Source organism: Cellulosimicrobium marinum, assembly GCF_020551945.1.
Lineage (GTDB): Bacteria > Actinomycetota > Actinomycetes > Actinomycetales > Cellulomonadaceae > Cellulosimicrobium > Cellulosimicrobium marinum.
The window spans coordinates 493,317-518,576 of the sequence record NZ_JAJBZH010000001.1; the positions used below are offsets into that span (position 1 = coordinate 493,317).

A 25,260-nucleotide genomic window follows, 5' to 3' on the forward strand; every position below is an offset into this window, starting at 1 on the left:
CGGCACATCGGGCCCGGGGCGTCGGTCGGGGTCGTCGCGCCGCGACCGAGGGTGTCGCCCGGGGGCGACACCACCCCGGGACCACGGGCTGATGCCGCTCGGGGTGCCCCTCCGTACGCTGGCCGCATGACGGCGGGAGGCGAGGGGCGGGACGAGGCGCGGGACGAGGTGCGGCGAGCGGTGCGGGACGAGGTGCCCGGTGCGCAGCCGGGCGTCGTCGACCCCCGCCTGATCGACGCGCTCCTCGCCGTCGCGATGGCGCTCGCGATCGCCGTCGTCATCGCCGCGGACTTCGACGGGCCGGGGGAGTCCGGCCCGGTGTCGTACGTGTTTGCGCTGGGGTTCGGCGCCCTCGTGCTGATCCGCCGCCGGTGGCCCCGCACGCTCCTCGTCCTTACCGTGCTGGGGATCTTCGTCTACTACGCGCTCGGCCTGCCCGTCATCGGGATGGCGCTGCCCGCGGTCGCCGCGCTGTACTCGGCGGCCGAGCTCGGGCGCACGGCGTGGGCGGCGGGTGCGGGGGCCGTGCTCGTGGGGGTCGCGGCGTACTTCCGCGTCGACGAGGGCCAGCCGCTCGCCTACCTCTACGGGTACGAGATCCTCACGAACGTCGCCCTGGTCGCGGCGGCGATCGCGCTGGGTGTCGCGGTACGCCTCACGCGCGAGGCGCGCGCGCAGTCCGAGCGGGTGCGCGCGCTCACCGCGGCCGAGCAGGCGCAGGCCGCCGACCGGCGGCTGGAGGCGGAGCGCGTGCGCATCGCGCGCGACCTGCACGACGTCCTCGGTCACCACCTGTCCGTCGTGGCCCTGCACGCGAACGTCGCGGGGGAGGCCGTCGGCGCCGACGATGCCGCCGCACGCGCCGCGCTCGGCCAGGTGGGTGACGCGACCTCGGCGGCGCTGCGCGAGCTGCGCACCACGGTCAAGGTGCTGCGCGGACCGCTGCCCGACGGCGCCCCGCGCGGCGCGACGTCGCTCGCCGGGCTCGACGCGCTCGTGCGGCCCGCGCGCGCGACCGGTCTCGACGTCGTGCTCGACGTCGACGTGCCGCGCGGTGCGCTCGACGGCGCGATCGACGCCGCGGCCTTCCGGATCGTCCAGGAGTCGTTGACGAACGTGCTGCGCCACGCCGGTGCACGGCGCGCGACCGTGGCGGCGCACGTCGCGGACGGCCGGCTGCGCCTGCGGGTCGTGGACGACGGCGCGGGGTCGGGCGTGCCGGACTCGGGCCGCCGGGGCCAGGGGATCGCGGGCATGGTCGAGCGGGCCGCGCTGCTCGGCGGCCGGCTCGCGGCGCACGACGCGCCGGGCGGCGGGTTCGCCGTCGAGGCCGACCTGCCCGCGAGGCTGGACGCATGATCCGCGTGGTGATCGTCGACGACCAGGAGCTCGTGCGCGCCGGGCTGCGGTCGCTCGCCGTGCACGACGGCGACGTCGAGGTGGTGGCGGAGGCGGCGTCGGGCCACGACGGGCTCGCGCGCGTACGCGAGCACCGGCCCGACGTGGTGCTCATGGACGTGCGCATGCCGGGCATGGACGGGATCGAGGCGACGCGCGCCGTCGTCGCCGACCCCGCGCTGGAGGGCGTGCGAGTGCTCGTGCTCACGACGTTCGACGAGGACGAGCACGTGCTGGAGGCGATCCGCGCGGGCGCCGCGGGGTACCTGCTCAAGGACGTGTCGCCGGGTGCGCTGCGCGAGGCGATCCGCGTCGTCGCGCACGGCGGGTCGCTGCTGTCCCCGACGGTCACGGCCTCGGTGATGCGCGCGCTGTCGGACGGCGTGCCGCTCGCGGTGGACGAGTCCCGCCTCGCGCCGCTGACCGAGCGCGAGCGGGAGGTGCTGGAACAGGTGGGCCGCGGGCTGACGAACGACGAGATCGCGCGCGTGCTCTACCTCAGCCCCGCGACGGCGCGCACCTACGTGAGCAGGCTCCTCACCAAGCTCGACGCGCGGGACCGGGCCGCGCTCGTCGTGCTCGCCTACGAGACGGGGCTGGTGCGACCGGGCGGCTGAGCGGTGGTGGTGAACGGCGCGACTCGACGGTGCCACTGAACGGTGTGACTGAGCGGTGCGGCCGGGGTCCTCAGCCGACCGTGGTGACGCGGACGGTGACGACGTCCCCGACGTCGACCCGCTCGGCGCGCCGCACCGCCGCTTTGACGGGCAGCACGTACGTCTTGCGGCCCGCGTCGGGGAAGATCGACGTGGACCACCGCGAGCCGCCGAGCGTGACCTCGACCTTGACCGACCCGAAGCCGGCGGGCAGCAGCGGCAGGTCTGCGATCTCGTCGCTCACGTCCTCCGGCAGCGCGAGGAACACCCAGCTGTCGGTGCGCGCCTCCCAACGCCACAGCTCCGCCCGGAACTCGTAGCGGGTGCCCGCGCTCGCTCTCGCTTCCCCTGTCGTCCCCACCCGATCATGGTGCCCCGGACCACCCACATGGGCGCCCGTGCCCGATTGGTCTCGCGTCGGAGCGCGCGGCGCGCCACCATGGACGGATGAGGGCCATCTGGAAGGGCGCCATCACGTTCGGGCTCGTCAACGTCCCCGTCAAGGTGTACTCCGCGACGGAGGACCACGACGTGCCGCTGCACCAGGTGCACGAGAAGGACGGTGGGCGGATCCGCTACCGGCGCGTGTGCGAGATCGACGGCGAGGTGGTGCCGTACGAGGACATCGCCAAGGCGTACACCGACGGCGAGCAGACCGTCGTGCTCACGTCCGACGACTTCGACGCGCTGCCCGCCGAGCGCAGCCGCGAGATCGAGGTCGTCGAGTTCGTGCCGAGCGACCAGATCGACCCGCTCCTGCTCGACCGCAGCTACTACCTCGAACCCGACTCCAAGTCCAACAAGGCGTACGTCCTCATGCGCCGCACGCTGGAGGAGACCGACCGCACCGCGATCGTGAAGTTCGCGCTGCGCCAGCGCACGCGCCTCGCCGCCCTGCGGGTGCGCGACGACGTGCTCGTCGTCCAGACGCTGCTGTGGGCCGACGAGGTGCGCGAGGCCGCGTTCCCGTCGCTCGACGAGCCCGCCAAGATCACCGACAAGGAGCTCGCGATGTCCTCCCAGCTCGTCGCAAGCTTCGAGGCCGACTTCGAGCCCGACGAGTACGAGGACGACTACCAGGCCCAGCTCCGCACTCTCATCGACGCCAAGCTCGAGCAGGGCGACGCGCTCGACACGTCCGAGACGTTCGGGGAGCAGGCCGAGGCCGACGAGGGCGCCGAGGTCATCGACCTCATGGAGGCGCTGCGCAAGTCCGTCGCGTCGTCGAAGAGCACGAAGGGCTCGAAGAGCGGGGCGTCGTCGTCCTCGTCGTCTTCGTCGTCCTCCTCAAAGTCGGGGTCGGGCACGGGCTCGAAGCGCGCCTCGTCGAGCAAGGGCGGGTCGTCCGGCTCGACGCGCACGGCGAAGTCCGGCGCGTCCACGAGCGGGTCGACGTCCACCTCGACGAAGAGCTCGACCACGAGCACGTCGAAGAGCGCGTCGACGCGCAAGACCTCGTCGACGAGCACGCGCAAGAAGAAGTCCGCCTGACCCGACCGGCCCTGTGTGCCGCGCCGATGACTTCGGCGGGCGGGCGCCGTCGTACCCCGTGACGGCCCGCACGGGCCGCGGCGACCCTGAGGAGGCACCATGCGCGCGATCGTCCCGAGCCTGTGGTTCGACAACAACCTCGAGGAGGCGATCGACTTCTACGCGACCGTGTTCCCCGACGTGAAGCGCGGGGACGTGCTCCGCCAGCCCGACGGCACCGTCGTGTCCGCCGACTTCGAGATCGCCGGGCAGCGGTTCGACGCCATCAACGGCGGCCCGCAGTTCCCCTTCACCGAGGCCGTGTCGTTCGTCGTCGAGTGCGAGTCGCAGGACGAGGTGGACCGGTACTGGGACGCGCTCACCGCCGACGGCGGCCAGGAGTCGCAGTGCGGGTGGCTCAAGGACAGGTACGGGCTGTCCTGGCAGATCGTGCCCGTCGAGTTCCTGAAGATGCTCCAGGACCCCGACGCCGCCAAGGTCCAGCGCGTCGTCGACGTCATGATGACCCAGGCCAAGCTCGACCTCGGCCCGCTGCGCGAGGCGTTCGCCGGCTGAGGCCGCCCGAAAGTCTCTGCCGTAAAGGCGGGAAGCTGGAGATTGAGTGGCGTGGCATCGCGTGGACGTGTTTGTGCAGAGTGTGGCCATTACTGTAGTTTCCGGGCACCTGTCGGCTGGGAGTTGTCTGAGCCGGGCAGGGCCCGCGCCGTGTGGCGCGTGGCGAAGCTGCGTTCGTCGACGTCGTCGGGCGCCGAGCACAGGAAGCGGTGGCCGGTGGTCGCTCGTTTGTTCTTTCGTTGTGCTGCTCGCGCGGTTGCGGCGGGTGCGAGCCTGGCTCTCGTCGGTGGACTCGTCGTTCCGGGAGTCGCGAGCGCTTCTGGCGCACAGCCACGCTGATGGCGCTTCATGAGCATCTCAGGGTCGGCTCGCGCTGCACGGCGGCGAACCGCGCCGTCTTTTGGTGGCGCGGCGAATCACCGATGCCAGGTGCGCTTGAACTGGCCTGGGAGGACGGTTCGACTCTCGTGTTCGACGTGGAGTCCGACTGGACTCTGGCCGTCACTGGCGGACCATGGCGGAACCCGTACGCTGGCATCAACACTGACGACCCCTCGTGGGACCTCGGCACGTGGACGAAGGAGTCGGTCGGGAGGGGCGAACCTGGCCTGGCAATGGTTGGAAAACGACTGCTGAACTTTATGCCATTGTTTAATGAAGTTGGGGAAATGGCTGCCTTGGACCTTATCTTCGAAGCGGATGTCCTGCGTCTTGAAGTCAATGGCGGAGATCTAGCGGTGCGGGAAATTCTGGGCGGTACCGATGCATGACCGGTGAAGGGCCTGCTGGTGGGTTTCGGGACGATCGGTGATGTGATCGCGTTCGAGATGGGCGACGGGGCCGGGGAAGCGGTGGTCGGTGGTCGCTCGTTCGTGTTTTCGTCGTGCTGGTCGCGCGGTTGCGGCGAGTACGGGCCTGGTCCTCGTCGGCGGACTCGTCGGTCCGGGAGACTGGCAAGGGCATGGCGGAGCCGCGCGCAGCCGAGTGGGCAATTCCTGCCGATCAACTCGGCACATTTAGCGACCTAGCGATGAATGGATTTTGGGTTGGTCAATGAGTGCGCACCTGCATCGGGAGTTCACCGCCGTGGTAGACCGGGAGTTGCCCTGGGGTCTCTTGGTCAAACTCACGGACGGCACTGATGTGCTCGTCGACAAGACCAAGGCCGGAGGTCACGTGCCAGTGATTGGCACCAGCGTCGCCGTCGTGATTCTTGACGATGAGCGCTCTCCGCTCCGTGGCAGCCTGCTTGAGGCGGATTTGTTGCGCCCCGGGTCTGATGGAGGCTCTCAATCCACGGAAGGATGAGAGTCATGGCTGCACCGAGGAAGTACCCGGACGAGCTCCGGGACCGCGCCATCCGCATGGCGGTCGATCTGCGTCGTGACCCTGCGACCCGCAAGGGCGCGCTGGCCAGGGTCGGTGAGCAACTCGGGATCAACCCCGAGACGCTGCGCAACTGGGTGACCCAGGCCGAGGTCGATGCCGGCGAGCGGCCCGGGACCACGACGGTGGAGCAGGCGCGGATCACCGAGCTCGAGCGTGAGGTTCGCGAGTTGCGGCGGGCGAACGAGATTTTGAGGACCGCGTCAGCGTTTTTCGCCGCGGCGGAGCTCGACCGCAAGATCAAGTGAGTACTGCGGTGCTGGTCGACTACATCGACCAGCACCGCGAGGTGTTCGGGGTCGAGCCGATCTGCAGGGTCCTTGCCGGTGCAGGGATGCAGGTCGCTGCGAGCACGTACTACGCGGCCAAGACGCGCCCGCCGTCGCGCAGGTCGGTCACCGACGCGGCCACGACGACCCTGATCCAGCAGGTCCACGGGGAGAACTACGGGGTCTACGGGGCTCGCAAGGTCCATGCCGAGCTGCGCCGCCGCGGGCAGCGGGTGGCGCGCTGCACGGTCGAACGCCTCATGCGGGTGGCCGGGCTGCGGGGCATGAGCCGCGCCGAGGGGCCACGCACCACGATCCAAGGCAGCGGGCCCGACACACGCCCGGACCTTGTCGAGCGCGACTTCACCGCCACCGCCCCGAACCGACTGTGGGTCTGCGACATCACCTACTGCCGCACGTTCTCCGGCTGGGCGTATGCCGCCTTCGTCACGGACGTTTTCTCCCGTCGCGTGGTCGGCTGGCAGTTGTCGAAGTCGCTGCGCACCGATCTGGCGCTGGACGCCCTGGAGATGGCGATCTGGACCCGCACCCGCGACGGGCACGACGTCACCGGGCTGACGCACCATAGCGACAAGGGAGTCCAATATGTCGCTATTCGGTACACGCAGCGTCTGGCCGAGGCCGGCGCGGTCGCCTCGGTCGGCTCGACGGGCGACTCGTATGACAATGCCGCCGCTGAGGCGTTCAACTCGCTGTTCAAGGCCGAACTCGTACGCAACAAGGGGCCGTGGAAGACGATCGACGACCTCGAGATCGCCACCGCGGAGTACATCGACTGGTTCAACCATCGGCGCCTGCACGGCGAGATCGGCATGGTCCCGCCCGCCGAGCTCGAGGACACCTACTACCGTCACCACACCGCTGCGACTACCGTCGAAGCGTCAGTTCCGAGCCTCCACTGAACCCGGGGCGCAACAGGTCGGATCAGCCGGTGACAACGCCGCCATGGAGAGCTTCTTCAGCCTGCTTCAGCGCAACGTCTTGGACCGGCAGAGGTGGACCAGCCGAGAGGAGTTGCGGATCGCGATCGTGACCTGGATCGAACGGACCTACCACCGTCGCCGACGCCAGGCCCGACTCGCACGATTGACCCCGATCGAGTTCGAGATCATCATGAGCCAGGCCGCCGACCAAGCTGCCTAACCAACTGTCACGGAATCGTGCAGCAGCCCCAAGCGTGGATTGGTGACACTGTCGGCTGGCGTGTCATGTGGTGAATAGCCAGGGTCACCCAGGCAGCCACGCTGGGTTCAGTCCTCCCCGGCTGCCCGGCCCTCCCTGACCGTCCGGCCGGTGCGCATCGTGACGACCTCGGCGACGAGTGCGAGGAGGTCATCGACGTCGTCGCCGGGGCGGGGGGCGGGGTAGGTGAGGTCGCGTGCGGGGGCGCGGGTCGTCGTCGGGCCGTCGGTGAGGGCGGAGCCGGCGAGGGCGGCGTGGGCGTAGAGGCCGTCGCTGATGAGGACGATGGCGCGGGCGACGACGGGGTCGCCGACCTCGTCGAGGACGGTGCGTGTCCAGGCGTCGTGGGCGGTGTCGAGGGCGGCGCGGGCGTGGGGGTAGGCGCCCTGGGCGAGGCGGGTGACGGCGAGGTAGACGAGCTCGAACTCGCTGTCGACCACGGTGGAGGTGCGCAGGAGGTAGTCGACGGGTCCGGCGGGCGCGGCGCGCATGGTCTCGACGTCGGCGTCGGTGAGCTCGTGCAGGTGCTCGACGAGTCCGTCGACGAGCGCGTCCTTGGAGCCGAAGTGGTAGAGCAGCCCGCCCTTCGACACCCCGGCGAGGTCGGCGACGGCCTCGATCGTCGCGGCGCGTTCGCCGTGCTCGACGAGCAGCGACGCGAACGCGCGCAGCACCTTGGCGCGGGCGGCGGGGGGCGGGGGCATGGCGTCGAGCCTAGTTGCTGCCGGTCGTGATCCTGAGCGGGGCCGGTGCGGAGCGTCACACCGGTTCCGGGATGACCGGAGCCTGCTGATCACGTTACTGTACCGTCTGGACGGTGTGGAAGACCGGGCGCCGCCGTGCCCGCCCCAGCCGTCCGCTGTTCGTGGAAGGACCTCGTCGTGACGGCGACCCAGCTCTCGCGCCCCGCGCTCCCGCCGAGCACCCCCGCCGCACCACAGCCCGGTGCCGCACGCCGGTGGCTCGCGCTCGCGGTACTCATGCTCCCCGTGCTGCTCGTGTCCATCGACAACACGGTGCTCAGCTTCGCGCTGCCCCAGATCTCCGAGGCACTGCGCCCCACCGGAACGCAGCTCCTGTGGATCATCGACATCTACCCGCTCGTCCTCGCGGGCCTGCTCGTGCCCATGGGGTCGTTCGCCGACCGCGTCGGACGCCGCCGCCTGCTCCTCGCGGGCGCCGTCGGCTTCGCCGCCGTGTCCGTCGTGGCCGCCTACGCGCCGACCGCCGAGGCGCTCGTCCTCACGCGCGCGGGCCTCGGGTTCTTCGGCGCGATGCTCATGCCGTCCACGCTCTCGCTCCTGCGCAACGTGTTCACCGACCGCGAGGAACGACGCCTCGCCATCGCGATCTGGGCCGCCGGCTTCGCCGCCGGCGCCGCCCTCGGGCCCATCGTCGGCGGGTTCCTGCTCGAGCACTTCTGGTGGGGCTCCGTGTTCCTCCTCGCCGTGCCCGTGCTCGTCCTGCTGCTCGTCCTCGCGCCGATCTTCGTGCCCGAGTCGCGCGACCCGCACCCCGGGCGCGTCGACGTCCTCTCGATCCTGCTCGTGATGGCCGCGATGACGCCCGTCGTCTACGGCATCAAGACCCTCGCCAAGTCCGGGGTGAGCGGCGTCGCGCTGGCGAGCATCGCCGTCGGGCTCACCGCCGGTGCGCTGTTCGTGCGCCGCCAGCTCCGCCGCCCCGACCCCATGCTCGACGTGCGGCTCTTCACGCGCGGCGCGTTCAGCGGGGCCGTCCTCGTCAACCTGCTGTCCGTGTTCTCCCTCGTCGGGTTCCTGTTCTTCGCCTCGCAGGACGTCCAGCTCGTCCTCGGGCTCTCGCCCATGCAGGCCGGCGTCGCGCTCCTGCCCGGCCTCGTCGTCATGGTCGTCGCCGGGCTCGGCGTCGTGAAGGTCGTGCGGCACGTGCGGCCCGCACGCGTCGTGGCCGTCGCGCTGCTGTTCTCCGCCGCCGGGTACGCGATCGTCGCCGCGGGCGCCGGGACGAGCACGCTCGCGCTGCTCGTCGTCGCGTTCGTCGTCCTGTCGTTCGGCGTCGGCGCCGCCGAGACCGTCTCCAACGACCTCATCGTCTCGTCCGTCCCCGCGGAGAAGGCGGGCGCGGCGTCGGCGATCTCCGAGACCGCGTACGAGGTCGGGGCCGTGCTCGGCACCGCCGTGCTCGGCAGCATCCTCACTGCCTCGTACCACGCGAACGTCGTCGTGCCCGACGGCGTCCCCGCGGCCGACGCCGTCGCCGCGGCCGAGACCCTTGGCGGCGCGACCCAGGTCGCCTCGACCCTGCCCGCCGGTCAGGCCCAGGCGCTGCTCGACTCCGCGCACGCCGCGTTCGGCAGCGGCGTCGGGGTCACGTCGCTCATCGGCGTCGTCCTCATGCTCGTCGCCGCGGGTGTCGCGCTCGTCACGCTGCGGGACGCGCGAGCCTGACGGCACCACGGGGACGGCGTGCGCGCAGCCTGACCTCGTCGTCCACAGGTCAGGTCGGGCCGAGCACCGTCACGCCACGGGCGCGGGCGTCCCGCGCGAGGCGCGCGTCGAAGGTCGCGAGCCCGACGGACAGGTGCTCGGCCGTCGCCAGGACGCACGCGTCGGGCATCTTCAGCGACGTCCCGGCGCGGACGAGGGCCAGGGCCTCGGGCGACGGCTCGCCCTCCGGCGAGAGGCGGAAGCCGGCCGCGCCCAGCCGCGCCCGCACCTGCTCGTGCGCACCCGTGCGCGCAGGGGCGACGAGCACCTCGGCCATCGTCAGCGAGTGCAGCACGATCCCGTCACGACCGTGCTCGAGCACGACGGCCACCGCCCCGGCGTGATGCACGTCCGACGGGTTCGAGGCGGCGATCACGACGTTCGCGTCCGCGACGATCACGTGTCCCACCCGGAGCGCACGTCGTCCAGGTACCCCTCGGGGTAGTAGTCGGCGAGCGTCGTCAGCGCGCCGACGGCGCGTGCGTGCTCGTCGCGTCCCGCCGCTTCCTCCCGCTCGACGGCAGACGCCCCCTCCTCGATGAGGCGGGTGAGCAGTCGAGTCGCGGGCTGGCCCGGCCAGCGGCGTCGCGCGACGGCCAGGGCGCGCGCCACGCCGTCGGTCTCGGTGATCGCGTGTCGCGGCTTGAGCGTCGGCATCCTCCGAGAGTAACACCGGAGCATGGGGTGTGACACCGTGCCGGACGGGTTGGCGGGCGGGCGGCAGATCCGCCAGGGTTGTCCGTGATGAGCAGCCGTCACCGCACCCCGCCCCGCTGGGCCCGCTGGACCCTCGCGGTCCTCGCCGCGCTCGTGCCCTGCGTCGTGTGGGGGGTCACGACGGCGACCGCCGACCGCAGCCTCGGCCCGCACGAGGCCCGGTACGAGATCTCGACCGACGGCCTCGTCGTCGTCGACCTCGGCCCGCTCGGCACGCTCCAGATCGACTCGCCGCTGCCCCTCGACCTCGGTGTGGACGTCACCGTCCAGGAGATCCCCGCCGACCTCACCGCCGTCGGCCAGGCGGACTCGCTCGCCGGGCTCGAGCAGGACCTCGAGGACTACCTGCGGTTCTTCGGCGGGCCGCAGGAGACCATCGGCTCCGTCACGCGCGCCCTCGTCGTCGACGCGGCGCGGCGCACCGCCTTCGCCGTGGTCGTCGTCGCGGCGGCCGGCGCGGGGCTGTACGCCCTCCTCGGTGCCGCCCGACGGCGCGAGCTCACCCGCGTCGTCGCGCCCCGCACCTACGAGATCACCGCGAGCGTCGTCCTCGTCGCGCTCGTCGGGGCGTCGCTGTCCGCCAGCGACCCGGCCACCACACGCGGCCCGTCCGTCCCCGCCTCCGCCGTGTTCGCCGGGACCGCGCTGGAGGGCGCCCGCATCACCGGGCGGCTCTCCGGCGTCGTCGACACCTACGGCGGCATGGTCATCGACCTGTACCGCGAGAACGAGGACTTCTACGCCGAGGCGAACGACAACCTCGTCGCCGCGTGGGACCGCCGCGCGACCATCCAGCGCCTCACCACGCCCCCCGCGAGCGCCGGCCAGGGCGACGAGGACGTGACGCCCGACCCCGCGCCGTCGGACCCCACCGACGAGACCCCCACCGACGGCGCCACGGAGGGCGCCACCGACGGCACCGCCGACGAGGGATCCTCCGACGAGGGCGCCATCGACGAGGGCGCCACCGACACGCAGGTCGACGCACCCGCGACGCCGGCCCCCGCGGCCGAGGAGGACCTCGTCACGCTCGTCGTCATCTCCGACCTGCACTGCAACATCGGCATGGCGCCGCTCATCCGCACCGTCGTCGAACGCTCCGGCGCGCAGGTCGTGCTCAACGCCGGCGACACCACCATGAACGGCACGTCGGTCGAGTCGTACTGCGTCGACGCGTTCGCGTCGGCGATCCCGCAGGACGTCACCATGGTCGTCGCGGACGGCAACCACGACAGCGTCGAGACGTCCGCCACCGAACGGTCGCACGGGCAGGTCGTGCTCGACGGGGAGATCGTCGAGGTCGAGGGCATCCGCATCCTCGGCGACCGCGACCCGTTGGAGACGCGGCTCGCCGTCGGCGCCCAGCCGGAGCGCGAGGAGACGCCCGAGGAGTACGCGGCGCGCCTCGCGGAGACCGCCTGCGCCGCCCAGGAGGACGGCGAGGAGATCGACCTGCTCATGATCCACACGCCCCGCATGGGCAACGAGGCCATGGAGTCCGGGTGCGTGCCCGACCAGATCTCCGGACACATGCACACCCGGTCCGGCCCCGAACGGATGGGCGGGGGAGTGCGGTACGTCAGCGGCAGCACCGCGGGCGCCGTCAAGGACCAGCTGCGCATCGGCCCGCTCAAGGGCACCGCCGAGATGACCGTGCTGCGCTTCGACCCGCAGCAGCGCCGCGTCGTCGACTGGCAGCTCGTGCAGGTCGGCACCGACATGTCCGCGAAGGTGTGGCCGCGCCTCGCCTGGCCCGCCCCGCTGCCCCCGGGCATGACGGACGAGGACGCCGGCACCCCGGCCGACGACGCCACCTCCACCCCGGCCGACGACGCCACCTCCACCCCGGGCGACGACGCCACCTCCACCCCGGGCGACGGCGCGACGTCGGACGCACCGAGCGAGGACGGGTGACGCGGCCCGCGCGTCGCTCCCCGCGCAGCCGGGGCGCGCTGGGCAGGATGTGACGTATGAGCAGGTCGGCACGGTGGATCGTCGTCTCGGTGGCGCTCGCCCTCGTCGTCGTCCTGCTCGCCCCGTTCGTGTACTCCGAGCTCACGGAGGGCCGGACCCCGCCCCCGCTCGGCCTCCAGACGCCGGGGGAGCCGTCCCTCGACGTGGACCCGCCCGCCCCGGGGGCGTTCGACGCCGACGGCCGCTGGGCCGTCAACCCCGGCTCGGCCGCGGGGTTCCGTGCCGAGCTGCTCGACGTCCCCGAGGGCGACGCCGAGGTCGTCGGGACCACGGACGACGTCACGGGCTCCGTCGAGGTCCGCGACGGGGAGGTCGTCCGCGCGACCGTCGAGAACCGCACCGCGACGCTCACCACGGGCGACGCGGAGCAGGACCGTCTCGTCCGGCAGGTGCTCGAGGTCGACCTCAACCCCACGGCCACGTTCGCGCTCACGTCCCCGCTCGACGTCTCCGCGCTGGAGGAGACCACCGACGCCGTCCACCTCGAGGCGAGCGGCACCCTGACGCTGCGCGGGGAGACGCAACCGGTCACGGCGGCGCTCGAGGCGCAGCGCTCCGGCGAGGGCGTCGTCGTGGCGGGGGCGATCAGCGTCCGGTTCTCCGACTTCGGGCTGACGCTCGCCCCGTCGTCGCCCGTCCAGGTGGACGACCAGGGCACCGTCGAGATGCGTCTGGTCCTCGCCCGCTCCGGGGCCTGAACCGGCCCGTGGCCTAGGGTGGTGGCGTGGACCGCCCCGACGACCTCACGCCCGTGGCCCAGGACTACCTCAAGGTCGTGTGGTCGGCGCGCGAGTGGTCCGACGAGCGGGTCACCACGAAGCTTCTCGCCGAGCGCATGGGCGTGGGCGCCTCGACGGTGTCCGAGACGGTGCGCCGGCTCAGCGCGCAGGGGCTGCTCGAGCACGCGCCCTACGGGTCGATCGCGCTCACCGACCGCGGCCGGGCGCTCGCCCTCGCGATGGTGCGCCGCCACCGCCTGCTCGAGACCTACCTCGTCTCCGAGCTGGGGTACGGCTGGGACGAGGTGCACGACGAGGCGGAGGTGCTGGAGCACGCCGTCTCCGACCTCATGATCGAGCGCATCGACGCCCGCCTCGGCCGACCGACGCGCGACCCGCACGGCGACCCGATCCCCGGCGCCGACGGGAGCGTCGTGCGGCCGCCCGCCACGCCGCTGTCCGAGCTCGCGGCGGGCGACCGCGGCGTGGTCGCCCGCATCTCCGACGCCGACCCGGACGTCCTGCGCTACCTCGCCGAGCTCGGGGTCGGCCTCGACACGCGCGTCGAGGTCACCGAGCGGCGCGAGTACGCGGGGACCCTCACGCTCGTCTGGTCGGGTGCCGGCGCGGCCGGTGCGCGCCCGTCGCCGCTGGGTCTGCGGGCGGCCGGCCACGTGTGGGTCGTGCGCGACGCCGTGCCCGCCTAGACTGTCCCCACACCTCTTCTCGTCGCCAGCGTTGCCGACACCGGGCTCGAATCGATTCGATCCGCTCGTGCGTTGCGTACTCACCACCCGACCGGAACCACCCGCCCGGAACCACCGCACGACCGCGCGACGACCCAGGGAGCACCATGACCGCACCGAGGACCGGCCCCGCGCTCCTCGCCCTCGCCATGGGCGGGTTCACCATCGGCACCACCGAGTTCGCCACCATGGGCCTGCTGTCCGACGTCGCGACCGACCTCGGCGTGTCCATCCCCACCGCGGGCCACGCCATCACCGCGTACGCCGTCGGCGTCGTCGTCGGCGCGCCCACCCTCACCGTGCTCGCCGCCCGCCTGCCCCGCAAGACGCTCCTCCTGACGCTCATGGCCTTCTACACCGTCGCCAACGTGCTCTCGGCCGCCGCGGGCAGCATCGAGACGCTCGTCGCCGGGCGCTTCCTCGCCGGGCTGCCGCACGGCGCGTTCTTCGGCGTCGGGGCCGCCGTCGGCGCGGCGGTCGCCGGCCCCGGCCGCCGCGGCCACGCCGTCGCCATGATGATGACCGGCCTCACCGTGGCCAACGTCGTCGGCGTCCCGCTGTCCACGTTCGTCGGGCAGCAGCTCGGGTGGCGCGCCGCGTTCGTCCTCGTCGGCGCCCTCGGGCTCGTCACCCTCGCGGCCCTGTGGTGGCTCGTGCCGGCACGCGCCGGGCACGAGGTGTCCAGCGCCCGGCAGGAGCTCGCGGCGCTGCGCAACGGGCCTCTGTGGATCGGGTTCGTCGCCGCCGCCATCGGCTTCGGCGGCATGTTCGCCGTCTACTCCTACGTCGAGCCCACCATCACGCGTGTCACGGGGCTCGCGTCCGCCGGCGTGCCCGTCGTCCTCGCCGTCTTCGGGGTCGGGATGACCGTCGGCACGCTCGTGGGCGGCCGCCTCGCCGACCGGTCGGTCATGCGCACCGTCCACCTCGGCTTCGCCTCCACCGCCGCGTCGCTCGTGCTCTTCGCCCTCACCGGCCAGCACCCCGTGCCCGCCGTGCTCGCGCTCTTCCTCCTCGGCGTCACGTCCCAGGTGCTCGGGCTCTCGCTCCAGACGCGCCTCATGGACCTGTCGCCCGCCGCGCCCTCCCTGGGCGCCGCGCTGTGCCACTCCGCGCTCAACGTCGGCAACGCGAGCGGGGCGTTCCTCGGCGGCGTCGTCATCGCCGCGGGCTGGGGCTACCTCGCCCCTGCCTGGACCGGGCTGGTGCTCACGCTCGTCGGCTTCGCGATCATCCTCGTCGCGGGCCGTCGCCCCGCCGGCGTCACGGTCGGCGAGCTGCCCGCCACGGCCGACGCCGCCGCGCCGAGGTAGTACCGAGGGCGCCCGAGGGTAGTACCCCGGCCGCGCGAGGGAGCACCCCGGCCGACGGCGGGCGGCCGCGCACAGCCAGGTCCCAGCGACACGCGGTAGGTTGTGCCCACCGCGCCGCAGGCGCGACCACGACGGTCCGGCGCGAGCCGGCGACCCACGAGGAGCGTCCCCGTGAGCAAGAGCGCCACCGCCGGTGCGACGAACGAGACCGGGCACGACGAGGCCGACCTGCCCGAGCCCGGCGAACCCCGACCGATCAGCGCGCGGACCATGGGATGGCTGCTCGTCGTGCTGGGGGCGATCGGCTTCCTCGCGTCCGCCGACCTCACGATCGAGCGCTACCTCACGCTGGTCGACCCCGACCACGCGCTCTCGTGCACGCTGAGCGTCTTCGTCGACTGCGGCCCCGCCATGGGCTCGTGGCAGGGGTCGCTGCTCGGCTTCCCCAACCCGCTCCTCGGCATCGCCGGGTTCTCCGTCGTCATCACGTCGGGCGTCGTCGTCCTCGCGGGGGCCCGGCTCCCGCGCTGGTACTGGCTCGCGCTGCTGGGCGGGACGACGCTCGCGCTCGCGCTCGTCGTCTTCCTCGTGTGGACCAGCCTCTACGCGCTCGTGCGGCTGTGCCCGTGGTGCATGGTGGTGTGGGCCGTCGTGCTGCCGCTCTTCTGGTACCAGGTCGTGCACGCCGTCCAGGAGGGCTGGCTCCCGGCGAGCGCCGGCGTGCGCCGCACGCTCGTCCGCAACCGCCACCTTTTCCTCGCGATCGGCTACGTCGCGCTCGTGGCGTGGGTGCTGCTCGTCATGGGGCAGTACATCGTCAGCAGCCTCTGACGGACGACGGCGCGGGGCAGCCCCGGGGCGACCCCGCGCCGTCGGGCCGTGGTCGCCGTCGGGGCCTCAGCGCCAGCCCGGCTGGTCCGGGGCGGCGTCCTGCGGACCGCCCTGCGCCCCGTACGCCGGGGCGGGCGCCGACTGCGCCTGGTGCGCGGACTGCGCCGTGGCGCCCGGCTGACCCGCGGGGATGGGGGCGACGACCACGGCCGTGCCGTACGCGCACACCTCGGAGAACTGCTGCGCGATGTCGCCGGTGTCGAACCGCATCCCGATCACGGCGTTCGCGCCGCGGCGCTGCGCCTCCTGGACCATGCGGTGCATGACCTCCTGGCGCGACTCGTACACGAGCTGGGTGTACTCCTTGACCTCGCCGCCGCCGAGCGCGCGGAAGCCCGCCGTGAAGTTCGCGCCGAAGTTGGCGCTGCGCACGGTCATGCCCATCACCTCCCCGAGCACGGCGTCGATGCGGTAGCCCGGGACCTCGTTCGTCGTCACCACGATCATGCGCGCATCCTGCCACGGCGCACCCGGTCGCCGGGCCGCCGTCCCGCACGGGTGCCGCCGGTAGAATCGCCCGCGTGACCACCCCTGACGCCGCCCCTGAGATCACGCACGCCCCCGGCCAGCCCGCCCACCGGTACACCCCGGCCCTCGCGGAGCAGATCGAGCTCAAGTGGCAGGACCTGTGGGAGCAGCGCGGCACGTTCTTCGCCGCGAACCCCGACGGTCCGCTCACCGACGGCGCCGGTGAGGGCCCGGGCGGCGCGAGCCCGTACTTCATCATGGACATGTTCCCGTACCCGTCGGGCGCGGGCCTGCACGTCGGGCACCCGCTGGGATACATCGCGACCGACGTCGTGGGGCGGTTCCGGCGCATGTGCGGCGACAACGTGCTGCACGCGCTGGGCTACGACGCGTTCGGCCTGCCCGCCGAGCAGTACGCGGTGCAGACGGGTCAGCACCCGCGCGTGACGACCGAGGCGAACATCGCGAACATGCGCCGCCAGCTGCGCCGCCTCGGCCTGGCGCACGACTCGCGGCGGTCGTTCGCGACGATCGACCCCGAGTACGTGCGCTGGACGCAGTGGATCTTCCTGCAGATCTTCGACTCCTGGTACGACGCCGATTCCGCCCGCCCCGACGGAGGGCTGGGCCGCGCACGACCGATCGCCGAGCTGGAGGCCGAGCTCGCCGCGGGGTCGCGTCCGGTCCCCGCGGGCGTCGAGGGCGTCGAGGCGGGCGCGGACTGGGCGACGCTCACGCCGGCCCAGCGCCGCGCCGTCGTGGACTCCCAGCGTCTGGCGTACGTCGACGAGTCGCCCGTGAACTGGGCCCCCGGGCTCGGGACCGTCCTCGCGAACGAGGAGGTCACCGCGGACGGGCGCTCGGAGCGCGGCAACTTCCCGGTGTTCCAGCGCAGCCTGCGCCAGTGGAAGATGCGCATCACGGCGTACGCCGACCGCCTCGCCGACGACCTCGACCTCATCGACTGGCCGGAGAAGGTCACGGCGATGCAGCGCAACTGGATCGGGCGCAGCGAGGGCGCGCTCGTGCGCTTCGCGGTGCTCGGCGCCGCGGACGGCGCGAACGACGCCGCCGCGGAGTCCGGCTCGCAGATCGAGGTCTTCACGACGCGCCCCGACACGCTGTTCGGCGCGACGTTCATGGTGGTCTCGCCCGAGCACCCGCTGCTCGACGAGGTGCCCGCGCACTGGCCGGACGGGACGTCGTCGGCGTGGACGGGCGGGCACCGCTCACCCGTGGAGGCGGTCGCGGCGTACCGGCGCGAGGCCGCGGCGAAGACGGCCGTCGAGCGGCAGGCCGACGCCGGCAAGAAGACCGGCGTGTTTACCGGGCACCTCGCTGTCAACCCGGTCAACGGCGCGACCATCCCCGTCTTCACGGCCGACTACGTGCTCATGGGCTACGGGACCGGCGCGATCATGGCCGTCCCCGGCGGCGACGAGCGCGACTTCGCGTTCGCCGAGGCGTTCGGGCTGCCCGTCGTGCGCACGGTCGAGCCCGCGGGCGGGCTGCCCGAGGACTTCACCGGCCCGTACACGGGGGACGGCGTCGCGGTGGGGTCGTCGAACGACGAGGTGTCCCTCGACGGGCTCGGGGTCGCCGACGCCAAGCGCCGCATCACCGAGTGGCTCGTCGCGAAGGGCCTGGGCGAGGGCACCACGACGTACCGCCTGCGCGACTGGCTCTTCAGCCGACAGCGCTACTGGGGCGAGCCGTTCCCCATCGTGTGGGACTCCGACGACCGTCCCGTCGCCCTCCCCGACGCGCTGCTGCCCGTCGAGCTGCCCGACGTCCCCGACTACGCCCCCCGCACGTTCGAGCCCGACGACGCGAGCTCCTCGCCCGAGGCGCCGCTCGGCCGCAACGACGACTGGGTGCAGGTCACCCTCGACCTCGGCGACGGGCCGAAGCAGTACCGCCGCGACACCAACACCATGCCCAACTGGGCCGGGTCGTGCTGGTACTACCTGCGCTACCTCGACCCGGCGTGGACCGGGGGAGAGGCTGCCGGGTCCGCCGGCACGGGACCCGTCGTCGTCGACCCCGACCTCGAGCGCTACTGGATGGGCCCGGAGCACAACGCCACGGCGGGCCGCTCGGGCGGCGTCGACCTGTACGTCGGCGGCGTCGAGCACGCCGTGCTGCACCTGCTCTACGCCCGGTTCTGGCACAAGGTGCTCTACGACCTGGGCCACGTGTCGAGCATCGAGCCGTTCCACCGGCTCTTCAACCAGGGGTACGTCCAGGCGTACGCGTTCACCGACGCGCGCGGCCAGTACGTCCCCGCGGCAGAGGTCACCGAGGAGCCCGCTGCCGACGGTTCCGGCGAGGTCGTCTACCGCTGGAACGGCGAGGTCGTGCAGCGCGAGTACGGCAAGATGGGCAAGTCGCTGAAGAACGTCGTCACGCCCGACGACATGTACGCCGAGTACGGCGCCGACACGTTCCGCGTCTACGAGATGTCGATGGGTCCGCTCGACCTGTCGCGCCCGTGGGAGACGCGCGCCGTCGTCGGGTCGCAGCGGTTCCTGCAGCGGCTGTGGCGGAACGTCGTGAGTGAAGACACGGGGGAGACGGTCGTGTCGGACGAGCCCGCCGACGTCGCGACCCTGCGCGCCGTCCACCGTGCGATCGCGGACGTGCGCGTCGAGATGGAGCACATGCGCCCCAACACGGCCATCGCGAAGCTCATCACGCTCAACAACCACCTCACGTCCCTCGACCGCGTGCCGCGCGAGGCCGTGGAGCCGCTCGTGCTCATGACCGCGCCCGTCGCGCCGCACCTCGCGGAGGAGCTCTGGGAGCGCCTCGGACACGACACCTCGCTCGCGCACGAGCCGTTCCCCACGGCCGACGAGCAGTACCTCGTCGAGGACACGGTCACGTGCGTCGTGCAGGTCAAGGGCAAGGTGCGCGGCCGTCTCGACGTGCCGCCGTCGATCTCGGAGGAGGACCTCACGGCCGCCGCGCTCGCGGAGCCGAACGTCGTGCGCGCGATCGACGGCGCGGAGGTCCGCACGGTGATCGTCCGCGCGCCGAAGCTGGTGAACATCGTCGTCTGACCCGTTGAGTGCATGAAATAGTCGCGTCGGGGAGCCCCAGGCGCGACTTTTTCATGCACTCACGGCCATGCCCGTGCCCGACGACGAGCCCTCGCCGCCCGCACCCGACGCACCAGACGCTCGGGGAGGCGGAGCACGTCGTCGGCCGTCGCGGTGACGACGACCCAGCCCGCGTCCTCCAGGCGTTGGCGGCGCTCGACGTCGCGTCGCCACGTCGCCGGGTCGGTGCGGTGCACGTCGCCGTCGTACTCGATCGCGATGCGCAGCTCCGGGTAGGACAGGTCAGGCAGGGCGAGGAACCGGCCTGCGTCGTCGAGGGCGGGGCGGTTGACGGCCGGCGTCGGCAGCCCGGCCTGCACGAGGATCAGTCGCGTGCGGGTCTCCATGCTCGAGTCCGTGCCCGGCCGGACGAGGCCGATCGCCTCCCGGCACCGGACGATCCCACGCATCTTGTAGGTCGAGTCCATGAGCCGTCGCAGCTCGGCCACGGTGGTCGCGGGGTGTCTCCGGCGCGTCATCGAGTCGGCCAGGACGACCACGGCGTCGGGCGGCAGCGCGTGCGCGACCTGGAGCCAGGTCTGCGCGGGGGACGTGACGCGCAGATCGTCGACCTCGACGACGTCGAGACGGTCCTGCCCGCAGTAGTGGGAGACGACCGCGGTCCGCTGGGCACGATCGCCCCGCCGCGTCGAGACGACGTGGAGACGGTCGTCGCGGGCGATCTCCCACGGGACCTCGACCCCGAGCAGCCGGAGGGCGGTCGTCCGGGCGAAGGCGCTGTCGGGGTGGAGCACGCGGGCGACGGCGCGGCACCGGTCTGCGAGGGTCGGGTCGGTGGTGCCGAGCACCCGCACTCCTGACGTCGGTGCGTGGGCGCTCGGTCCGCGCAGGACGCCGGGGGTCAGGCCGGCGGCGAGCGCCTCGGCCGTGGTGAGGATCGTCGTCGTCATGGCCCGAGACTGGCCGTGGTGAGGCACGGCCGGACAGGCCGCGCGGCGATCTGTGGAGAACCCTCCGTTGAGTGCGGCCCATTCGTCCTCGGAACACGTTCGCGGCGACACATCCCCAGCACTCAGCGGAGGCGGCGCAGCCGGGCGGAGATGCGTGCCACGGCCCGGACGCCGTAGGGTGGCGCGGCCATGAACCCCGCTCCGCACGTCCACGTCGTCACCGACTCGACGGCCTCCCTGCCGCCGCAGGACGTGGCGTGGCTGCGCACCGTCCCGCTGCACGTCGCCGTCGAGGGGGACTCGTTCCTCGAGGGCGAGGAGATCACCGCGCAGGACGTCGCCGCGCACCTCGCGGCGGGGCACCGGGTGTCCACGTCCCAGCCGACGCCGCGCGCGTTCGCCCGGGCGTACGCCGCCGCCGCCGCGTCCGGGGCGCGCGCGATCGTGTCCGTCCACCTCTCGGGCGAGCTGTCGGGCACCGTGCACGCCGCGGCCCTGGCGGCGTCCGACGCCCCCGTCCCGGTGCGGGTCGTCGACTCGCGGACCGCCGCGGCGGGGCTCGGGTTCGCCGTCCTCGCGGCGGTCACGGCCGCGGAGGAGGGGGCCGACGTCGACACGGTGGCGCGGCGAGCGCTGACCGTCGCCGACTCGAGCCGGGCCGTGTTCCTCGTCGAGTCCCTCGACCACCTGCGGCGCGGGGGCCGGCTGAGCCCCGCCGCCGCCGCGCTCGGCACCGTGCTCGGCGTGCGGCCGCTCCTCGCCGTGCGTGACGGCCGGATCGAGGTGGTCCAGAAGGTACGCACCCGGGCCGCCGCCGTCGAGCGTCTGACGAGCGTCGTCGTCGGCTCCGCGGGACGCCGGAACGACCCGGCGCTCGCGGTGCACCACGTGGGGGACGAGGACGGCGCACGCCGCCTCGCGGACGAGCTGACCGCGAGGACGGGCCTCGACGTGCTCGTGACCCCGGTGAGCGCGGTCCTCGGGGCGCACGTCGGCCCCGGGGTGCTGGCCGCCGTCGTCGCCGACCGGGCGCCGCAGCACTGACCGCTCCGGCCTGAGGTCTCGTCACACGGCCGTGCACAGGCCGCGATCCCGCGTCGGCATCCACAGGTGCCGCGACGACAGGCCCGCCGGACCTCCCGACGACCTAGCGTGCCGCGCATGACGACAGCACGGCACGCTCCCGGTGACCGGACCCCGACGACGGCCCGCGCCCCGCGCCGCAGCGACGCCGTCGTGCGGCAACGGCTCCGCGCCGTGACCGGTGGCGACCGTGCCGCACCGTCCGACGTCCCTGCCGTCACGGCCGGGGGACGCCCGGTGCTCGCGTGGCACCCGGCGACCGCCGCGCTGGACCTCGTCCCGGCGGCCGGGGGCGCGCGTCGCACGGGCCCGGACCGCACGGCGGGACCCGACCGCGCGGGGCCGCCGGACGGCTCGGAGGGTGGAGGGACCTCGGCGGTGGTGGACCTCGGCGGCGACGCCGGCGCGTGGCTGCCGGACCGGCCGACCGCGGCGCGCGCCGACGACGCGTGGAGCACCGACCTGCGGCGGCGTGCCGACCCGCCGCGGCGCGGCCCGGAGGACGTCGCCGCGCGCGCGAGGGACCGGGCGGCGACCACGGCCGCGCAGGCCTACGCGGCGCTGCACGGCCACCCGACCGTGCACTCCGGGTTCGTGGACCTCGCCGACGAGGGCACGTACGGTACGGACGCGACGAGGCCGCGGACCAGGGTCCGGCTGCGGGTCGCGGTCGCCGCGGCAGTCGTCGTCCTGGCGCTCGGCGGCGCGACCGCGGTCGCGGCCACCCGCCCGGACCCCGTGAGCACCGTCGTGGCGCTCGACGGGCACGACGACGGCTCCGCGGACCACGCTGCGGCAGACGGGCATCCGCAGGAGGGGGCGGAGGAGAGCGCGGTGGCCGAGGGGGCGGCGCAGGTCCCCGGCCCCGAGGCCGGGCAGGCCGGCGACCCCGTCGTCGGTGCGGGCGCCCCGGCGGTGGGGGAGCCCGGCGTGGTGGTGCACGTCGTCGGGCAGGTGGGCGCGCCCGGGCTCGTGCAGGTGCCGGCGGGCGCCCGCGTCGCCGACGCGCTGACGGCCGCGGGCGGCGCGACCGGCGACGCGGACCTCACCGCCCTCAACCTCGCGCGGACCGTCGTCGACGGGGAGCAGATCGTCGTCACCCGCCCGGGCGAGACGCCGCCCGCGCCGCCGCCCCCGGCGTCCGGCGGTGCCGAGAGCGCCGGTGCCGGGACGGTCGTCGACCTCAACACCGCCGACGCGACCGCGCTCGACGCGCTCCCGGGGATCGGGCCGGTGCTGGCTGAACGGATCGTCGCGTGGCGCGTCGAGCACGGCAGGTTCTCCACCGTCGACGAGCTCGGCGAGGTGAGCGGGATCGGCCCCGCGGTCCTCGCGGACGTGCGCGACCTCGTTCGCGTGTGACCGACCTCCGGCTCGCCCCCGCCGCACTCGTCGCCTGGGCGGTGGCCGCGTGCGCCGTCGGGGCCGAACCCGACGTGGTGCTCGTGGCCGCGGGCGTCACGGCGGTGCTGCTCGGCGGCGTCCTCGTGGTCGCAGCCGTCCGCCGTCTCCGCCCGGCGTCCGGGGACGACGACGTGCGGTCGCCGGTGCGCCGCGCGGCCCGGCGCCTCCCGTGGGGACAGGCGGTGCTCGTCGCCGCGTGCGCGGGCGCCGTCCTGCTCTCGTGCGGGGCGCAGCTCGCGGCCCGCGCCGGCGCGGCCACGGCCGAGCTCGCCGCCGACGGCGCCACCGCGACGGTCGTCGCCGTGCCCACGTCCGCGGTGGAGCCGCGCACGAACCCGTGGACCGGCGCCGTGGACCAGCACGAGGTGCGCGTCGGGCTGCGGACGCTCACCGCGCGCGGCGTCACCACGGCCGCGACCGGGCCGGTGCTCCTGCGCGGCGGCGGGCACGGATGGGACGGGATCGCCTACGGGGCGACGGTCGAGGCGCGCGGGCAGCTCCGGCTCGACGGCGACCGCACCGTGCTCCAGGTCGACCACGCCCCGCGCGTCCTCACGGAGCCGCCCGCGCTCCTGCGCGGCGTCCACGCCCTGCGGTCCGGGCTGCTCGACCGGACCGACGGGCTCTCGCCCCAGGCCCGAGGCCTCGTCCCCGGCGTGGCCGTGGGAGACACGTCGCGACTCGACCCCGACCTCGACGACGCGCTGCGGACCACGTCGCTCACCCACGTCACCGCGGTGTCCGGAGGGCACTTCGCGATCGTCGTGGCGTGCGTCGCCGCCCTGTGCGTGGTGCTGCGCGCGCCGCGCACCGTGCGGGTCGTCGTCACGGCGGCCGCCATGACCGGGTTCGTCCTGCTCGTCCACCCCGAGCCGAGCGTGCTGCGTGCCGCCGCCATGGGCGCCGTCGGACTCGTCGGTCTGCTGCTGGGCCGTCCCTCACGGGCGGTCGCCGCGCTCGGAGCCGCGGTCGTCGTGCTGCTCGTCCTCGACCCGTGGCTCGCGCGGTCCTACGGGTTCGTGCTCTCGGTGGCGGCCACCGCCGGGCTCGCGCTGGGCGCGGGACCGATCGCCCGTCGGCTGGAACCCTGGTGCGGGAGGGCGACGGCCCACCTCGTCGCCGTCCCCGTCGCCGCGCAGGCCGCGTGCGGCCCGGTCCTCGTGCTGCTCGACCCCGGCCTGAGCACCTACGGCGTCCTCGCCAACCTCGTGGCGGCCCCCGCGCTCGGCCCGGCGACCGTCCTCGGGCTCGTCGCGACCCTGCTCGCTCCTGTCTGGCCCGCGGCCTCGACCGTCGTCGCCGCAGGCGCGGGCCTCTTCACCGGGTGGATCGCGGCCGTCGCGACGACGTTCGCGGCGCTCCCCGGCGCTCGCACCCCGTGGCCGGGCGGGCCGGGCGGCCTGCTCCTCCTCGCCGTCGTCACCGCGGTCGCCCTCGTGCTGGTGCTGCGTTCCCGGACGCTCGACCGGCTGGGCGACGCCCGGCTGCGCGACCGCGCGCACCGCCCGCCCTGGACGGTCCGGCTCCGGCGGGTGCGCGGCGCTCGCTTGTCCGGCCGGAGCACCCGCTCGCTCGGGAGCGGCCGGGCGCGCGGCGCGCTCGTGGTGACGGCACTGGTGGCAGCCCTGGTCCTGGCCTTCTTGCTGGTCCGTCCGGCCACCACCCTCGGGACCCGCGTCCCTGACGACTGGGCGGTCGTCGCGTGCGACGTCGGGCAGGGTGACGCGCTCGTCCTGCGCTCGGGCGAGTCGTCCGCGGTCGTGGTCGACGTCGGCCCGGACGGCCCTGCCGCCGGCCGCTGCCTCGACACGCTCGGCGTGGACACGGTCGACCTGCTCGTCCTCAGCCACTTCCACGCCGACCACGTGGGCGGGCTCGACCGCGTCCTGCAGGGCCGACGTGTCACGGGCGCGCTCGTGACCGCCACGCGCGACCCTGCCGCCCAGGCCGACCGCACGCTCGGGGCGCTCGCGGCCGCGGGCGTCCGGGTCGACGTCGCGCAGGCGGGTGCGACCGGCGTCGCCGGCACGGGCGCGGACGGCGTCGCGTGGGAGGTCCTCCAGGCCGGACCGGCCACCGGCGGCACGGCGTGGGAAGGCGGCGCCAACGACGCGAGCGTCGTCCTGCGGGCCCAGGTGGGCGCGGTCGACGTCGTCGCGCTCGGCGACCTCGAGGACCCCGGCCAGGAGGCGCTCGCGCGGACGCTCGCGGCACGCGGCGCGGACCCCGTCGATGTCGTGAAGATGGCGCACCACGGCTCGCGGGTCCAGTCGGACCGCCTCGCCGGGCTGCTGGCGCCCTCCGTCGTGCTCGTCAGCGCGGGCGAGAACACCTACGGCCATCCCACGGACCACGCGCTCGACCTGTACCGGTCCGTGGGCGCCACGGTCCTGCGGACGGACCGGTGCGGAACCGTCGCGCTCGTGGCGCACGACGACGGCCTCGCCGTCCCCGGGTGCGCGGACGGCTCGTGACCGGCTCGGGCTGCTGGCCTGCCGGGCTGCGGG

At 73.8% G+C, this 25,260-nt stretch carries 22 protein-coding genes, 1 pseudogene and 1 other annotated feature; of the genes and pseudogenes, 17 read left to right on the forward strand and 6 right to left on the reverse strand.

Going from position 1 to position 25,260, the window contains the following annotated elements:
• Positions 1-126 precede the first annotated feature (126 nt).
• Together LGQ04_RS02215 and LGQ04_RS02220 are read left to right on the forward strand one after the other, a co-directional pair.
• On the forward strand, positions 127-1,359 hold the full coding sequence (locus LGQ04_RS02215) for a sensor histidine kinase (protein WP_229241841.1): 1,233 nt from the start codon (positions 127-129) through the stop codon (positions 1,357-1,359).
• A complete protein-coding gene (locus LGQ04_RS02220) occupies positions 1,356-2,015 on the forward strand; it encodes a response regulator (RefSeq protein ID WP_229241842.1) in 660 nt (219 codons plus the stop codon). Before LGQ04_RS02215 ends, LGQ04_RS02220 begins: the two co-directional genes overlap by 4 nt.
• Positions 2,016-2,085: 70 nt before the next feature.
• Here LGQ04_RS02220 and LGQ04_RS02225 read toward each other — a convergent pair whose 3' ends face one another.
• On the reverse strand, positions 2,086-2,415 hold the full coding sequence (locus tag LGQ04_RS02225; protein ID WP_229241844.1) for a DUF1905 domain-containing protein: 330 nt from the start codon (positions 2,413-2,415) through the stop codon (positions 2,086-2,088).
• An 86-nt stretch (positions 2,416-2,501) separates the two neighbouring features.
• Here LGQ04_RS02225 and ku point away from each other — a divergent pair, with 86 nt between their 5' ends.
• The 5 genes and pseudogenes from ku to LGQ04_RS02250 all read left to right on the forward strand — a co-directional run.
• Positions 2,502-3,545 (forward strand): non-homologous end joining protein Ku, encoded by a 1,044-nt coding sequence (ku, locus tag LGQ04_RS02230; RefSeq protein WP_229241845.1) that lies wholly within the window; start codon positions 2,502-2,504, stop codon positions 3,543-3,545.
• A gap of 99 nt (positions 3,546-3,644) precedes the next feature.
• A complete protein-coding gene (locus LGQ04_RS02235) occupies positions 3,645-4,100 on the forward strand; it encodes a VOC family protein (protein WP_229241847.1) in 456 nt (151 codons plus the stop codon).
• 338 nt (positions 4,101-4,438) lie between these two features.
• A complete protein-coding gene (locus LGQ04_RS02240) occupies positions 4,439-4,870 on the forward strand; it encodes a hypothetical protein (RefSeq protein WP_229241849.1) in 432 nt (143 codons plus the stop codon).
• A 543-nt stretch (positions 4,871-5,413) separates the two neighbouring features.
• Positions 5,414-6,678 (forward strand): IS3 family transposase gene (locus tag LGQ04_RS02245; RefSeq protein WP_229241851.1). Its coding sequence is split into 2 segments (ribosomal slippage): positions 5,414-5,705 and positions 5,705-6,678, totalling 1,266 coding nucleotides; the frame shifts between segments, so codons are not numbered across the junction.
• Positions 5,692-5,835 (forward strand) — a sequence feature (AL1L pseudoknot). (Overlaps the previous gene by 144 nt.)
• A gap of 13 nt (positions 6,679-6,691) precedes the next feature.
• Positions 6,692-6,919: pseudogene (locus tag LGQ04_RS02250) on the forward strand (integrase core domain-containing protein); the annotation flags it as partial.
• Positions 6,920-7,026: 107 nt separating this feature from the next.
• Here LGQ04_RS02250 and LGQ04_RS02255 read toward each other — a convergent pair.
• A complete protein-coding gene (locus tag LGQ04_RS02255; protein ID WP_229241853.1) occupies positions 7,027-7,662 on the reverse strand; it encodes a TetR/AcrR family transcriptional regulator in 636 nt (211 codons plus the stop codon).
• Between the two features lie 177 nt (positions 7,663-7,839).
• Between LGQ04_RS02255 and LGQ04_RS02260 the strand changes: the two genes are divergently transcribed.
• Positions 7,840-9,387: an MFS transporter gene (locus LGQ04_RS02260; protein WP_229241855.1), complete on the forward strand. Its 1,548-nt coding sequence runs from the start codon at positions 7,840-7,842 to the stop codon at positions 9,385-9,387.
• Positions 9,388-9,436: 49 nt separating this feature from the next.
• Here the strand turns inward: LGQ04_RS02260 and LGQ04_RS02265 are convergent, their stop codons facing one another.
• Both LGQ04_RS02265 and LGQ04_RS02270 read right to left on the reverse strand, forming a co-directional pair.
• Entirely contained in the window at positions 9,437-9,835 is a 399-nt protein-coding gene (locus LGQ04_RS02265) for a type II toxin-antitoxin system VapC family toxin (protein WP_229241857.1), read from the reverse strand.
• Complete coding sequence (locus LGQ04_RS02270; protein WP_229242400.1) at positions 9,823-10,083, reverse strand: hypothetical protein; 261 nt, start codon at positions 10,081-10,083, stop codon at positions 9,823-9,825. Before LGQ04_RS02270 ends, LGQ04_RS02265 begins: the two co-directional genes overlap by 13 nt.
• A gap of 87 nt (positions 10,084-10,170) precedes the next feature.
• Between LGQ04_RS02270 and LGQ04_RS17265 the strand changes: the two genes are divergently transcribed.
• From LGQ04_RS17265 to LGQ04_RS02295, 5 genes are all read left to right on the forward strand, one after another.
• Complete coding sequence (locus LGQ04_RS17265) at positions 10,171-12,057, forward strand: metallophosphoesterase family protein (RefSeq protein ID WP_267493957.1); 1,887 nt, start codon at positions 10,171-10,173, stop codon at positions 12,055-12,057.
• A 56-nt stretch (positions 12,058-12,113) separates the two neighbouring features.
• Positions 12,114-12,815 carry a YceI family protein gene (locus tag LGQ04_RS02280; RefSeq protein WP_229241859.1) on the forward strand — a complete coding sequence of 234 codons (702 nt, stop codon included), beginning with the start codon at positions 12,114-12,116 and terminating at the stop codon, positions 12,813-12,815.
• A 26-nt stretch (positions 12,816-12,841) separates the two neighbouring features.
• Positions 12,842-13,543, forward strand: coding sequence for a metal-dependent transcriptional regulator (locus LGQ04_RS02285; protein WP_229241860.1), 702 nt, complete (start codon positions 12,842-12,844; stop codon positions 13,541-13,543).
• Between the two features lie 146 nt (positions 13,544-13,689).
• Positions 13,690-14,895, forward strand: coding sequence for an MFS transporter (locus LGQ04_RS02290; RefSeq protein ID WP_229241861.1), 1,206 nt, complete (start codon positions 13,690-13,692; stop codon positions 14,893-14,895).
• Between the two features lie 171 nt (positions 14,896-15,066).
• Complete coding sequence (locus LGQ04_RS02295) at positions 15,067-15,726, forward strand: vitamin K epoxide reductase family protein (RefSeq protein WP_229241862.1); 660 nt, start codon at positions 15,067-15,069, stop codon at positions 15,724-15,726.
• A 66-nt stretch (positions 15,727-15,792) separates the two neighbouring features.
• On the opposite strand, the gene LGQ04_RS02300 is transcribed toward LGQ04_RS02295, so the two are convergent.
• Positions 15,793-16,233, reverse strand: coding sequence for a YbjQ family protein (locus LGQ04_RS02300; protein ID WP_229241864.1), 441 nt, complete (start codon positions 16,231-16,233; stop codon positions 15,793-15,795).
• Positions 16,234-16,307: 74 nt separating this feature from the next.
• On the opposite strand from LGQ04_RS02300, the gene leuS reads away from it, so the two are divergent.
• Positions 16,308-19,316 (forward strand): leucine--tRNA ligase, encoded by a 3,009-nt coding sequence (leuS, locus tag LGQ04_RS02305; RefSeq protein ID WP_229241866.1) that lies wholly within the window; start codon positions 16,308-16,310, stop codon positions 19,314-19,316.
• Between the two features lie 59 nt (positions 19,317-19,375).
• On the opposite strand, the gene LGQ04_RS02310 is transcribed toward leuS, so the two are convergent.
• Complete coding sequence (locus tag LGQ04_RS02310; protein ID WP_229241868.1) at positions 19,376-20,266, reverse strand: putative endonuclease domain-containing protein; 891 nt, start codon at positions 20,264-20,266, stop codon at positions 19,376-19,378.
• A gap of 189 nt (positions 20,267-20,455) precedes the next feature.
• Between LGQ04_RS02310 and LGQ04_RS02315 the strand changes: the two genes are divergently transcribed.
• The 3 genes from LGQ04_RS02315 to LGQ04_RS02325 all read left to right on the forward strand — a co-directional run bounded on the left by LGQ04_RS02315 (position 20,456) and on the right by LGQ04_RS02325 (position 25,227).
• A complete protein-coding gene (locus LGQ04_RS02315) occupies positions 20,456-21,310 on the forward strand; it encodes a DegV family protein (protein WP_229241870.1) in 855 nt (284 codons plus the stop codon).
• 117 nt (positions 21,311-21,427) lie between these two features.
• Positions 21,428-22,711 carry a ComEA family DNA-binding protein gene (locus LGQ04_RS02320; protein WP_229241872.1) on the forward strand — a complete coding sequence of 428 codons (1,284 nt, stop codon included), beginning with the start codon at positions 21,428-21,430 and terminating at the stop codon, positions 22,709-22,711.
• Positions 22,708-25,227: a ComEC/Rec2 family competence protein gene (locus tag LGQ04_RS02325; protein ID WP_229241874.1), complete on the forward strand. Its 2,520-nt coding sequence runs from the start codon at positions 22,708-22,710 to the stop codon at positions 25,225-25,227. Before LGQ04_RS02320 ends, LGQ04_RS02325 begins: the two co-directional genes overlap by 4 nt.
• The last annotated feature ends 33 nt before the right edge of the window (positions 25,228-25,260 follow it).

Coding starts and splice junctions, on each gene's coding strand:
- LGQ04_RS02220 (WP_229241842.1), top strand. CDS start 1,356: ATGATCCGCGTGGTGATCGTCGACGACCAGGAGCTCGTGCGCGCCGGG.
- LGQ04_RS02240 (WP_229241849.1), top strand. CDS start 4,439: ATGGCGCTTCATGAGCATCTCAGGGTCGGCTCGCGCTGCACGGCGGCG.
- LGQ04_RS02300 (WP_229241864.1), bottom strand. CDS start 16,233: ATGATCGTGGTGACGACGAACGAGGTCCCGGGCTACCGCATCGACGCC.
- LGQ04_RS02315 (WP_229241870.1), top strand. CDS start 20,456: ATGAACCCCGCTCCGCACGTCCACGTCGTCACCGACTCGACGGCCTCC.
- LGQ04_RS02310 (WP_229241868.1), bottom strand. CDS start 20,266: ATGACGACGACGATCCTCACCACGGCCGAGGCGCTCGCCGCCGGCCTG.
- LGQ04_RS02215 (WP_229241841.1), top strand. CDS start 127: ATGACGGCGGGAGGCGAGGGGCGGGACGAGGCGCGGGACGAGGTGCGG.
- LGQ04_RS02280 (WP_229241859.1), top strand. CDS start 12,114: ATGAGCAGGTCGGCACGGTGGATCGTCGTCTCGGTGGCGCTCGCCCTC.
- LGQ04_RS02270 (WP_229242400.1), bottom strand. CDS start 10,083: ATGCCGACGCTCAAGCCGCGACACGCGATCACCGAGACCGACGGCGTG.
- LGQ04_RS02320 (WP_229241872.1), top strand. CDS start 21,428: ATGACGACAGCACGGCACGCTCCCGGTGACCGGACCCCGACGACGGCC.
- ku (WP_229241845.1), top strand. CDS start 2,502: ATGAGGGCCATCTGGAAGGGCGCCATCACGTTCGGGCTCGTCAACGTC.
- LGQ04_RS02235 (WP_229241847.1), top strand. CDS start 3,645: ATGCGCGCGATCGTCCCGAGCCTGTGGTTCGACAACAACCTCGAGGAG.
- LGQ04_RS02290 (WP_229241861.1), top strand. CDS start 13,690: ATGACCGCACCGAGGACCGGCCCCGCGCTCCTCGCCCTCGCCATGGGC.
- LGQ04_RS02255 (WP_229241853.1), bottom strand. CDS start 7,662: ATGCCCCCGCCCCCCGCCGCCCGCGCCAAGGTGCTGCGCGCGTTCGCG.
- LGQ04_RS17265 (WP_267493957.1), top strand. CDS start 10,171: ATGAGCAGCCGTCACCGCACCCCGCCCCGCTGGGCCCGCTGGACCCTC.